Below are 12,613 nucleotides of genomic sequence, written 5' to 3' on the forward strand. Positions count from 1 at the left end.
AGCGATCAACATCATCCGCCGCACCCGCGCGAACAGCGCGGCCTGTTCCGGCGTCGGCTCGGGATTCACAGGCTCGGTCATGCAGGGCTCTGCTTCAAAAGACTCATCTTCGGATAGCGGTCGAAGGCTTGGAATCACTGTCAGGGGCGACGAGGGATCGGTGCGCCTTGATCGGGTCCTCGCAACGCACAGTCCTGACCTGTCGCGCTCCCGCCTGAAGTCGCTGATTCTGGCGGGTCAGGTCCTCGTTGCAAAACCCTCCGTTGCAGAGAGAGCGGCCAAGGCTGCCCCCATTTGCGACCCCGCTTATCATGTCGCTGCCGGCGATACGATCACAATCGACGTGCCGCCCGCAATATCTGCCGAACCGAAAGGGGAAGCCATTGCGCTCGATATCGTTTACGAGGACGACGATCTGATCGTCATCAACAAGCCGAAGGGGCTGGTCGTCCATCCCGCCGCGGGGCACGAGACAGGGACGCTGGTCAACGCCCTCATAGCGCATTGCGGAGGAAGCCTGTCCGGCATCGGCGGCGTCCGCCGTCCCGGTATCGTGCATCGGCTCGACAAGGACACCACCGGCCTCATGGTCGCGGCGAAGAATGACGCCGCGCACAAGTCGCTGAGCGCCCAATTCGCCGATCACGGACGCACAGGCGCGCTGCAGCGGGGCTATCTGGCTTTTGTGTGGGGACTGCCAACCCGTCCGCACGGCACCGTGGACGCGCCCATCGACCGCCATCCCTACGCCCGCGAAAAGATGGCCGTGCGGGCTGGCGGACGCGAAGCGATCACGCACTGGGAGCTGCGGGACGCGTTCAACGGCCCCAACGGCAAGCCGGTCGCCGCCCTTCTCGCCTGCCGGCTGGCGACCGGCCGCACCCATCAGATCCGGGTGCACCTCGCTCATGCCGGCCACCCCTTGCTGGGCGACGACGTCTACGGCCCCCATTTCAAGACCAAGGCCAATCAGCTCGCATCATCAGCCCGCGCCGCTCTCGGAACTCTTGAGCGGCAGGCGCTCCATGCCTATCTGTTGGTGATCGAGCATCCCCGGACCGGTGAGGTCATGCGGTGGGAGACGGACCTGCCGGAAGACTTGTTTTTGCTGCAGGCGGCCCTGGCGGCGACGGAATGACGCATAATTACGAAAATGTAGCCATGCCAGATGGTTACGTGATGATCACGGAATCGTAATCCCTTTTTGTTCTTTCCTTTTCAGAATGACTTCGTTATGCTGCACCTGCGTTGAACATCCAACGCGGAACATTCGCAGCGCGGTGGCTTTAACTGAGGGACCGCCTGCCGGGCTCGCCGCTATCGGGGGCCTGAACCAGTGGAGGGCGCTACCATGGCCCGTACTGCTACCTTACCGGTTCTCAACGGAGAATCTGGTCTTTCCCGTTATCTCTCCGAAATCCGCAAGTTCCCGATGCTGGAACCGCACGAGGAATACATGTTCGCCAAACGCTTGCGCGAACATGACGATCGTGACGCGGCGCATCATCTCGTGACCAGCCACCTGCGGCTCGTGGCCAAGATCGCCATGGGTTATCGCGGCTACGGTCTGCCGATCTCGGAAGTCGTCTCTGAAGGCAACGTCGGCCTGATGCAGGCCGTGAAGAGGTTCGAGCCCGAGAAGGGCTTTCGCCTCGCTACGTATGCCATGTGGTGGATCAAGGCGTCGATCCAGGAATACATCCTGCGATCGTGGTCGCTCGTGAAAATGGGCACTACCGCGAACCAGAAGAAGCTGTTCTTCAACCTCCGCAAGGCGAAGAGCAAGATTTCCGCGCTTGACGAGGGCGATATGCGCCCGGATCAGGTCAAGCTCATCGCCAAGCGTCTTGGCGTCACGGAACAGGACGTTGTCGACATGAATCGCCGTCTTGGTGGCGACGCGTCCCTCAACGCACCGATCCGCGACGATGGCGAGACCGGCGAATGGCAGGACTGGCTGGTCGATCACTCGCCCACCCAGGAAGCCGTGATGGCCGAGTACGAGGAGTTCGATCATCGTCGTCAGGCGTTGACCGGCGCGATGGACGTGCTCAATCCCCGCGAACGCCGCATCTTCGAGGCGCGACGCCTTGCCGATGAGCCGATGACGCTGGAGGATCTCGCTGCCGAATTCAACGTGTCGCGCGAACGCGTGCGACAGATCGAGGTTCGCGCCTTCGAGAAGGTGCAATCGGCGGTGAAGACCGCGATCGCACGGCAGGAGCAAGCCGCTCTGGAAGCAGCCCGCTAAGGCGGTCTCCTTTTTCGAGCAACATGGATCTGCGATGGCCGGGCTCGTCCCGGCCATCAACGTTTTGCTGAACAGTCAAGCCCCGGGACACGCTCGGCTCGAACAAGTTTGGCCTGAAATACTCTCGCGACGCTTACGTCTTCTGATGCAGGATGGCCTGCTCCGCCGGGAAACCAGGCGCGATCGACGGGGCGGACTCGCAGGCCGCATACCTGTTCTTGCCCTGGTTCTTGGCAGCATAGAGGGCTTGATCTGCGACGGCGAGCAGGCGCTCCGAACAGACTCCGATCGCCTGGGTCCATTGGGCAAGCCCGATCGATGCAGCGATCGGAACATCGGCGCCGACGCATCCTGCGGCGTCTTCACGGCATGCATCCAGAACGCGTTCGGCGATGACAGCAGCGTCGCGCAGCGCTGTCGCCGGCAAGAGGATACAGAACTCGTCGCCGCCCGTCCGCGCCAGCAGGTCGCCCGGCCGCAACTGCATCTGCGCCATCAGCGTGAAATGCCGCAGACAGGCATCGCCCGCGGCATGACCGTGGGTGTCGTTGATTTCCTTGAAGCCGTCGAGATCGATCACAAGGAGCGCGAAAGGTTCGCCGCTCCTCTGCGACATTGCGCATGCTTCTTCCAGCCGCCCCAGCAACTGTCGCCGGTTGGCGACGCCGGTGAGGTCGTCCACCAACGCAAGGTCGACGACCTCGTTGCGCAGCCGATCGATTGCCATCAGCAGAAAACCAAAATTCCATGTCATCGACAGAAATACGAGAGCAATCAACAATGAGGCCTGAAGGCTATTGAAGTTGACATAGGAAACCCCACCGCCGATGCCCAGAAATGCGCAGACTGACCTGATCACGCTGACACAAATGATGAGCGCGCCGACGATCCCCGCGAGTTGGGCTCCCGAGTTGATACGGCCGTCCTTGCGCGACAGCACCAGCTTCAGCGTCATGCCGATCGGCACCGCCTGAGCCGTTGAATAGATGAAAATGCGCATCGGCATGTCCTCGCGGACATACAGAAAAAAGGCGAGACCCACGATGCTCGACCCGACCGTGATGAACGTCGTTTGCCAGGAAACCGGCCGCTCGTAGAAACGTCGGATTCCCATCGTGCAAAGGCAAATCGCGAAGATCAAACCGCCACCGCCGAACAGCAGAGGCAGCATTGAATCGACGTGACCGCGGAGCATCGATACCCCGGCGAAAAACGCGGCGGTGAAAGCGGCAGCAGCCCAATATCGCGCTGCTACAAGCGTCGGATAGCTCCGCATGACGTGGGTCCAGACCAGACCCAGCGCCAGGAAGTTTACGACGAATACAATCCACAGCGTCGGTACGCTCAGCATCACGGGTTCAGAGCGTCTCCGCCCGGCCTCCTTCGTGTCCCACGGCTTTTCCACGTCGCCCTGTCAGCGTGCAGCCGCACCGCTTAACGGACCCTCACCGCCGCAAAGCAACCCTGCGCCGTGGTTTTGAAACCATGAATATCGGGCGCGTTCCCCTCCGCCGCCGATCCGCTTTTCGGACGCTCGACGTCGACGTCGTTCGTCGCCCCGGCGAACCCGGTCGCAACACTTGTGGATAAGGGGATGGAAACCGCGTGACAGCGCGAGGACAGCTTCGTGCGAATCTGTTCGGATCGCCCTCCGAGGCTGTTGCGAGGATGACCCTCCACCGAGCACGCCTCGAAGTCGCGCTTCAACCATTTAACCCCAAGAGGATATTATGGCTAAGAAAGCGAAAAAGAAGACAGCAAAGAAAACGGCGAAGAAGGCTAAAAAAGCCGCAAAGAAAAAGAAGTAGCAATTTTTTAAGGCCCGGGCGGGACTTCGCTTCGCCCGGGCATTTTCGATCACGGCGCTTCACACAACGCTGACGGAATCGACGCGACAGCCCCGCAACTCCGCCTTCGATTTTCAGCTATTGCCCCGCCAACTTGTCGGCGAAATAGCCGATGGTCCTGCGATAGACCTCGGACCGATTCCACTCGCGCATCGCCTCGAAATTGGCCGAGCCCTGGTGATAGTCGCCACCGGCCTTCCAGCCATTGACCTTGAGAAGGTTCGCGGTCGAGGCCAGCACGTCCGGCACCGAATGCCGAAGGTCGACGTGACCGTTGCCGTCGTAGTCGACGCCGTACTTGATGTAGGACGAGGGCAGGAACTGGGTCTGCCCGATCTCGCCCGCATAGGCGCCGATCATGTCGCTGAGCCGCAGGTCGCCGCGCTGCAGAATTTTGAGCGCCGCCAGCAGCTCGCGCTGGAACAGCTCGCTGCGCCGGCAATCATGCGCCATGGTTGCAAGCACCCGGAACACCGGCAGCTTGCCCATGTCGCCGCGGCCGAAATCGGTTTCCAGTCCCCAGATCGCAACGAGGATCTCCGGCGGCACGCCGTACTGCTGTTCGATCCGCGACAACAGCGAGGCGTGACGCATCAGCATCGCCTTGCCGCCCTTGATGCGGCCAGCGGTGACGCGGGTCGCGGCATATTGCTCGAAACTCTTGCGGAAGGTGCCGCGCTGGCGGCGGTCGAAATTCAGCACCGCCTGGTCCTGCTGCACGCCGCCGAGCGCCTGCGAAATCACGCCCTGCGAGATGCCGTCGGCCGCCGCCTCCCGCGACATCGCGGCCACGAAGGTGTTGAAGTCGCCGCCGCATTGCGCGGCGAAAGCGGCTGTCGATGCGAGGGGTGCGGCGAGAAGGGCGGAGGCGAAAGCGACGGCGAGCCGGAGTTTCATTGCAATCCCTTTTTCTCTGAATCGACGCGCGTTATAGCATGACTGTGGCGGCGGGACGGCACGCGCGAACCCTCCCCTTGAGGGGAGGGTCGGCGAGTATTGAGCGAAGCGAGATGCGAGCAGGGGTGGGGTGGCGCTGGAGGATAAAGTCTCACCCCACCCCGATGTTCGCTGCCCTCACGTCGACCCTCCCCCTCAAGGGGGCGGTAAGGAGTCACGCAGACACGCGTCATCGCCCCTGTTGTTTACGGTGCGGGAGCGCCGTCGCTCCAACTCCCCTCTCGAAAAAGAGGGGGCGCGGAACGCCGGACGCGTCAATGCGTCCGCAGCCTCGTGTGTAAAAATGAGTTTAGATACACGAGATTCAGTCACCACGGTCTCACCGGGCATCGTCCGGCGTTCCGCACGCGATGGTTTTTCGGCCTGCTTCGTGCTCTCCCCGGCAACGGTCGAGACCTGACGCCGCCGTCTCCGCGGTACTTTCTTGTGCCGGTCGGCGCGCGAAAGAGCAGTTGTTCGATTAAATCGAAGCAAGCCTCTCACCGGGGCGAAAGTTACGAAACCATAGCGCGTATCCCGCCTTTCGACGCAGTTCTTGTACAATTTCCATGTATTTCGGCAAAGTAGCCGGCTTGAAAACCGCGATCTTAGACATTTCTACCGTCAATTTGGGCTGAGTATCAGGCAGAGTAATTTACTTGTGACAAGCGGGTCAAAAGGACCTCAGAGTAACGTTGAGGCTCAGGCAATGGGAGAGCGCCCGATATCTAAACAAGAACGGCAGGGGGCCTCGACAGCCTATGACCTGTATTACCTCGTCAACGGCAAGCACTTCTTCTGGCGCAATCCGAACCATGGCGTGACGTTGATCGACGGAGGGCGCGAATCCGCGATTGCCTGGCATCCTGAAAAAGCCGAGGCGATCCGCAGGCTGTGGACCGACATCGTCTCGGTGAACATGACGTCCGCCACGTCGGGCAAGGACATCGTCAACAACTGCCGCATCAATTTTCGCAACGGTCATTTCCTCGTCGTCACCGACGCCGACACCAGCGGCGAAGTCGATCACGACCGCACGCCAGTCTATCGCGACTTCGTCCGCGCATTGCATCTGAGGCTGGCGCAGGCCCCGGCCGGCACCATTGCATTCAATGCGGGCGCGTCCCAAGGGCGCCACAGGGTGATGACGGTCATGGGCGTCATCGCCGCGCTGTTCTTCGTCGGCACACCGCTCGTATTGGTGTTCATCGTGCGGGACTGGCGCGTGCTGCTCACGCTCGCGGCCGGCGCGACCTTCGTCTGGCCGTTCTGGAAGGTGATCGAAGCCAATCGCCCGCGCAGCTACGACCCGCGCTTTCCGCCAGGTGAGTTAATGGACTGAACAGCCCAGGTTTCGATTGGGAACCCGGCTCATCCCGCTGCGGCGCAACGTGAAAACCGCTTCGAGGGCGAACAAAAATGCGCTATGCTCGGCGCATGATCGAGCCAGCATACATGGCCTCGACGGCCTATGACTTGTATTACTTGGTGAACGGCGAGCGCTACTTCCGGCGCAGCGCGAGCCACGGCGTGGCGCTGATCGACGCCGGGCGCGACTCGGCTATCGCCTGGCGCAACGAGGCCGGCGAAGCGGGCCGGCAACTCTGGACCGACATCGTCTCCGTGAATATGCCCGAGGCCGACGGCAAGGATGCCGTCGACAAATGCCGCATCGATTTTCGCGGCGGCCGTTTTCTCCTCGTCACCAATGCGGGCATCGACGGCAAGGTCGATCGCGCGCGCAGGCCGGTCTATCGCAATTTCATCCGCGCGCTGCACGAGCGCCTCGCGGACGCGCCGGAAGGCGTCATTCGCTTCACCGCGGGTGTTTCGCCGACCTACCGCAAGGCGATGCTGGCGCTCGGCGTCATAACGGCCCTGCTATTCGTGGTAACTCCGGCGGTGCTGGTGGTCGACCTGCATGAATGGCAGGCGATCGGCCCGCTGACGGCCGGCGCCACATTCATCTGGCCATTCTGGAAGAAGATCGGCACCAACCGGCCTCACGACTACGATCCGCACCACCCGCCGGCGATTTGATGGAATGAGGCGGAACGCGCGCCGGCGTTAGGCCGCGTGGCGCTGGTGACGGCCTTCGCGCACCTCCTCGATGATCTTGGCGCTGAACGCCTCGAGATCGCCCGGGTTGCGCGAGGTGACGATGCCCTCGTCGGTCACGACCTCGCTGTCCTCCCATCGCGCGCCGGCATTGATGACGTCGGTGCGGATCGAGTGATACGATGTCATGCGGCGACCCTTGGCGATGCCGGTCTCCACCAGCAGCCAGGGCGCGTGGCACACCGCCGCCACCGTCTTGCCCGAGTCGTAGAAGGCCTTGATCAACGCCAGCGCGTCCTTGTTGACGCGCAGCAGATCCGGATTGATCTGCCCGCCGGGCAGCACGATGGCGTCGTAGTCGTCGGCCTTGGCGGCCGAGAGCGGCTTGTCCACCTTCACCGCGCGACCCCAGTCCTTCCCGTCCCAGCCCTTGATCTCGCCCGACTCCGGCGAGACGACATGAACCTCGGCACCCGCGGCCTTCAACTGGTCGCGCGGAACCTCGAGTTCCGACTGCTCGAACCCGTTGGTGGCGAGAATGAGAATGTGCTTGCCTTTGAGCTGCTCCGCCATGGCGTGTCTCCGTTCGCGTTCACGTTGCGTGAGCCCGGACAACGGCGCGGCGGGACGAATGTTTCATGACACAAAAACGGCGGACCTTACGGCCCGCCGTTTTGCTCATCGATGGATCGTCAGGCTGCTCGCGCAATACTTCGTGCTGCACGCGTCCGTGAAGACAAAAGCTAGTTGTCGAGGAAGCTACGGAGCTTGCGGCTCCGGCTCGGGTGCTTGAGCTTGCGCAGCGCCTTGGCCTCGATCTGGCGGATGCGTTCGCGGGTGACGCTGAACTGCTGGCCGACTTCCTCCAGCGTGTGATCGGTGTTCATGCCGATGCCGAAGCGCATGCGCAGCACGCGCTCCTCGCGCGGCGTGAGCGACGCCAGCACGCGCGTCGTGGTCTCGCGAAGATTACTCTGGATCGCGGCGTCGATCGGCAGCACCGCGTTCTTGTCCTCGATGAAATCGCCGAGATGCGAATCCTCCTCGTCGCCGACCGGCGTCTCCAGCGACAGCGGCTCCTTCGCGATCTTGAGGACCTTGCGCACCTTCTCCAGCGGCATGCCGAGCTTCTCGGCGAGCTCCTCCGGCGTCGGCTCGCGGCCGATCTCGTTGAGCATCTGGCGCGAGGTGCGCACGATCTTGTTGATGGTCTCGATCATGTGCACGGGAATGCGGATGGTGCGCGCCTGATCCGCGATCGAACGCGTGATCGCCTGCCGGATCCACCATGTCGCATAGGTCGAGAACTTGTAGCCGCGGCGATACTCGAACTTGTCGACCGCCTTCATCAGGCCGATGTTGCCCTCCTGGATCAGGTCGAGGAACTGCAGGCCGCGGTTGGTGTATTTCTTGGCGATGGAGATGACGAGGCGCAGGTTCGCCTCCACCATTTCCTTCTTGGCCTGGCGCGCCTCGCGCTCGCCCTTCTGCACGCTGTGCACGATCTTGCGGAATTCACCGATCTCGAGTCCGGTCAGTGCCGCGAGTTGCTGGATCTCGCCACGCAGCTCCTTGATGCGGTCCTTCTCGTGATGAACGAAATTCTTCCAGCCTTTGGCCGAGAGTTTCGAAACCCGGTTGAGCCAGCGCGGGTCGAGTTCCGAGCCCTGATAGTTGCGCAGAAAATCCTCTCGCGCCACGCCGTGGCTGTCGCCGAGCCGCAGCAGGCGACCCTCGAACGAGACCAGCCTCTTGTTGATGTCGTAAAGCTGCTCGACGAGAGAATCGATGCGCGCCTGGTTGAGCCGCAGCGACTTCACCTCGACGACGATCTCGTCCTTCAGCTTCCTGTAGCGGCGCTCCTGGTTGGGCGAGAGCGATTCATTCTGAAGCTGATTGGAGATGTCGGCTTCCTGCAGGCGGCGCAGCTTCTTGTAGTTCTCGGCGATCTTGTCGAAGGTTTCGACCACCTTCGGCTTCAGCTCGGCCTCGATGGCGGCGAGCGACATCTGGTTGTCGAAGTCGTCCTCCTCCATATCGCCTTCGGCGGCAGCCTCGCCCGGGTCTTTCTCGTCACGCTCGCCAGCCCCGCCCGGCGCACCGCGTGCGGGACGGAACGGGGTCGGTGACGGGGGCGCAGCGGGAGGCGCGGCCACCGTAGCATTGAGGTCGCCCTCGCCGGACGCCGCGGCGGCGTCCGCCGGCAGCGGCTGGCCATCGGGGCCGACCGGCGCGCCAAGCAACGACGGGTTCATGTTGTTCTTGGCGTCGGGTCCCGCATAGGTCGCCTCGAGGTCGATGATGTCGCGCAGGAAGATCTTTCCCTCGTTGAGTTCGTCGCGCCAGATGATGATGGCCTGGAAGGTCAGCGGGCTTTCGCATAACCCAGCGATCATCGCCTCGCGGCCGGCCTCGATACGCTTGGCGATGGCGATCTCGCCCTCGCGCGACAACAGCTCGACGGTGCCCATCTCGCGCAGGTACATGCGCACGGGATCGTCGGTGCGCTCGCCCGGCTCCGACTTCTTGACTTCGGTAACAGCCTTCTGCGTGACCTCGACGAGTTCGTTATCGGTCTCGTCGTCGCCTTCTTCCTTGTTCTCCTCCTCGCTGTCGGCGTCCTCGGACTCGGACACGTTGATGCCCATGTCGGAGAGCATCGACATGATGTCCTCGATCTGCTCCGGCGAGGTGGTGTCGGAAGGCAGCACTTCATTGAGCTGGTCGAAGGTAACGAAGCCCCGCTTCTTGGCCTGCTTGATCATCTTCTTGACGGCTGCATCGGACAGGTCGAGCAACGGCGACGGCGCGTCGGCAGTATCCTTCTCGGGAGCGTCCGCTGCCTTGTCGTCCTTTTCCTTGTCCTTGACCTGCAGCGTCTTTGCCTTGCTCGCCATTCACAGCTCCTGAAACGCACTCATTCGGGAAGTCGCCCGCTTCCCCGTGAAATCCGCGCCGCGCCCGGCGCTTTCGATGTGCGCCGCTCCCGGACGCACAAAGGGCGGCGCAATCCCTCGCCACCCCGTCAACCCTCTCGCCGAATGATCGTACTCGCGTTGGACTACGTGTCGGATGACCTAACCTGTCAGGCCTTGACTTTCCATTAACCCTGTTTCTGCCGCCAAACCATGGATTTGGCGAGTCTTTTCGCGGTTCCGGGCGCCGCCGTCCCGCCTCAATCGTGTTTCGGACGCCCCAAGACCGGGATCGCCGGTTCCCCCATTCCGGGCGCGTCGACGACCACCGGCGCACCCCTTAATTCCGGCAGTGTCGGCTTGCTGCCGTATTCTGCGGTAATTCCCTAAGTAATGAGCGCGACTTACGATGCAAGCCGCCCGGCCGGTATCGGGAGGTGAAACATCGCGGCGCAATTCCGATTTCGCCTTCGAGACACCCGAACGGTCGTCGGACGGCGAGCCCCGCCCTCTGCACTCGCAACCTTTCTCCCTCCGGTTCCGCTCTGCCTTCCGCCCCTTCGCGCCGGCGAAACCGCCGCGATTCGCCCCGGACCCAGCACATCTTCATGCGGCCAAATGCATCGTCCCGCCCTGGGGCGCCCAGATGCGAATGATGTCTTCCGCCCACTCCGATAACGTCACCCCCTCGGCGCTGATGCTTTCCTGCTCGGCATGACGCTCCCGCACCAGATTCAGCAGACGTGCGACGGCGGATTCGTCTCCCTGCCCGGCGTCGAGCCTGGCTCTCTGGATGTCGTCTTCGATCTCATGCACGTGCAGGATCTTGATGAAGTGATCCATGCATCCGGAGACAAAATCGGACGGCGGATCGCGACTCAAAATTGGAAAGCGCTCGAACAGCCGATGCCCGCGCGGCTTGCCGTCGCCAGCTTCTCCGTGGACGGCTTGCAGCATCTCATAGAATTCGCCGTCGAGTTTGTCCCAGATCACCGAGACGGACAGTCTTGCCTCGGTCAGAAGCAACTGAAGGAGTTGCGTCAGAAAACGATCGAGGTCCTCGGCGAATTGCAAGCGCAAGACGGAGTCCCGCTTGTCCTCAAGCAGGTCAGGGTATTCGACGAGCATCCCGAGAACGGCCTTTTGCAGTCCCGAACGTTGTCCTTCGCCGTCAAACTTCAGTTTGGGATTTAATCGAGTGCCCGCTTCCCTGCTCTTGCGGGTCGCGCCCCGGTTGACCTGCCAGAACAGGTTGGCAAGCTGCATCCGGGCGGTCCGAAAGAACGCGGTGTTGACGGCCGAGTCCTGGATCGTGCGCACCAGCGCGTAGAGCTTCTGTTCCAGCGCGGCTTGTCGATCGGGCGTGCGGACGTCCTGTCCTTCCGTTTCGCGCCGCCAGAGAACGTCCCACAACGGCAGGGAGCTCGACAGAACGCTTCTGAATGCCTCGACGCCTTTTTCCCGGATCAGGTCGTCGGGGTCTTTCTGCTCGTCCATGAACACGAAGCGGAACGTCTTGCCGACGCGAAGCAAGGGCAGGATGCGGTCAACGGATCGATGGGCAGCCGCGACGCCGGCGCGATCGGAATCGAAGCAGACGACAGGCTCGGGAGACAATCTCCACAGCGTGGCGATCTGTTCTTCCGTGAACGCAGTCCCCATGGTGGCGACCACGGCCTTGATCCCGGCCTGATAGACCGCGATCGCATCCATGTAGCCTTCCACCGCAACGACCGAATTGGCCTCGTGCGCCGGCTGGCGCGCGCGGTGGAAGTTGAAAACGATCGAGCCTTTGTGAAAGATCGAGGTTTCCGGCGAGTTCAGATATTTGGGCTGCACGTCCTTCTTGAGCGCACGGCCGCCGAATCCAACCACGCGGCCACGCTGGTCGTGGATCGGAATGATGATCCGGTCGCGAAAGCGATCGTAAGGAACAGGGATGTCGTCGCCAGCAACCAGCAACCCGGCTTCGATCATGTCCGCGACCGGAACGCCCTTCGATCCCAGGTGTTCCTTCAATGCGAAGCGTTCCGCGGACGCGTAGCCGATGCGAAACTCGACGATGCTTGAGGGAGCGATCGCGCGGTCAGACAGATAGCCCCGCGCTTGCGCGCCAACACGCGACGCGAGGTTCTGCTCGAAATATCGAGCCGCGAGCTCCATCACCTCGAACAGGGATTTCTGCCGCTGCTCGCGCTGCTCGTCTTCCCGTGAGTTGCGCGGAAGCGGAAGCCCCGCCATCGACGCCAGCCGCTCGACCGCTTCGGGAAAGGAAACGCCTTCGGTCTCCATCACGAAGTCGAAGATGTTGCCGTGCTTGCCGGTGGAGAAGTCGTGATAGAATTGCTTCTGATCGTTCACCGTGAACGAGGGCGTCTTTTCCTGCTGGAACGGCGACAGACCCTTGAACTCGCGCCCTGCCCGCTTCAGCTTCACGCGCCGGCCCACGACTTCCGAAACCGGAAGCCGGGCCTTGACCTCATCGATAAAGCTGGGCGGAAAACGCATGCGCCGTCTCACTCAATCTCGGCGGCGGATATAACTGCCTGCCGCCGCCCGGGCGAATCAGCTAGCACCTTTTAATATTGTACTATATCTGTTCTCAG

General features: G+C 62.2%; 9 protein-coding genes. 4 read left to right on the forward strand and 5 right to left on the reverse strand.

Annotated elements, in window-relative coordinates:
- Positions 1-79: 79 nt before the first annotated feature.
- Both ACS3WB_RS14895 and rpoH read left to right on the forward strand, forming a co-directional pair.
- A complete protein-coding gene (locus tag ACS3WB_RS14895; RefSeq protein ID WP_438276273.1) occupies positions 80-1,138 on the forward strand; it encodes an RluA family pseudouridine synthase in 1,059 nt (352 codons plus the stop codon).
- Positions 1,139-1,351: 213 nt separating this feature from the next.
- Complete coding sequence (rpoH, locus tag ACS3WB_RS14900) at positions 1,352-2,251, forward strand: RNA polymerase sigma factor RpoH (protein WP_438276274.1); 900 nt, start codon at positions 1,352-1,354, stop codon at positions 2,249-2,251.
- A gap of 133 nt (positions 2,252-2,384) precedes the next feature.
- Here the strand turns inward: rpoH and ACS3WB_RS14905 are convergent, their stop codons facing one another.
- Positions 2,385-3,602, reverse strand: coding sequence for a GGDEF domain-containing protein (locus tag ACS3WB_RS14905; RefSeq protein ID WP_438276275.1), 1,218 nt, complete (start codon positions 3,600-3,602; stop codon positions 2,385-2,387).
- Positions 3,603-4,176: 574 nt separating this feature from the next.
- Positions 4,177-4,995 carry a lytic murein transglycosylase gene (locus ACS3WB_RS14910; protein ID WP_438276276.1) on the reverse strand — a complete coding sequence of 273 codons (819 nt, stop codon included), beginning with the start codon at positions 4,993-4,995 and terminating at the stop codon, positions 4,177-4,179.
- Between the two features lie 595 nt (positions 4,996-5,590).
- On the opposite strand from ACS3WB_RS14910, the gene ACS3WB_RS14915 reads away from it, so the two are divergent.
- Together ACS3WB_RS14915 and ACS3WB_RS14920 are read left to right on the forward strand one after the other, a co-directional pair.
- Positions 5,591-6,376: a hypothetical protein gene (locus ACS3WB_RS14915; protein ID WP_438276277.1), complete on the forward strand. Its 786-nt coding sequence runs from the start codon at positions 5,591-5,593 to the stop codon at positions 6,374-6,376.
- Between the two features lie 95 nt (positions 6,377-6,471).
- A complete protein-coding gene (locus ACS3WB_RS14920) occupies positions 6,472-7,074 on the forward strand; it encodes a hypothetical protein (protein ID WP_438276278.1) in 603 nt (200 codons plus the stop codon).
- Between the two features lie 27 nt (positions 7,075-7,101).
- On the opposite strand, the gene ACS3WB_RS14925 is transcribed toward ACS3WB_RS14920, so the two are convergent.
- The 3 genes from ACS3WB_RS14925 to dnaG all read right to left on the reverse strand — a co-directional run bounded on the left by ACS3WB_RS14925 (position 7,102) and on the right by dnaG (position 12,515).
- On the reverse strand, positions 7,102-7,665 hold the full coding sequence (locus ACS3WB_RS14925; protein ID WP_438276279.1) for a type 1 glutamine amidotransferase domain-containing protein: 564 nt from the start codon (positions 7,663-7,665) through the stop codon (positions 7,102-7,104).
- A 170-nt stretch (positions 7,666-7,835) separates the two neighbouring features.
- A complete protein-coding gene (gene rpoD, locus ACS3WB_RS14930) occupies positions 7,836-9,989 on the reverse strand; it encodes an RNA polymerase sigma factor RpoD (RefSeq protein ID WP_438276280.1) in 2,154 nt (717 codons plus the stop codon).
- A gap of 624 nt (positions 9,990-10,613) precedes the next feature.
- Complete coding sequence (dnaG, locus tag ACS3WB_RS14935; protein WP_438276281.1) at positions 10,614-12,515, reverse strand: DNA primase; 1,902 nt, start codon at positions 12,513-12,515, stop codon at positions 10,614-10,616.
- Positions 12,516-12,613: the final 98 nt, after the last annotated feature.

It is taken from the genome of Nitrobacter sp., assembly GCF_051535215.1.
GTDB lineage: Bacteria > Pseudomonadota > Alphaproteobacteria > Rhizobiales > Xanthobacteraceae > Nitrobacter.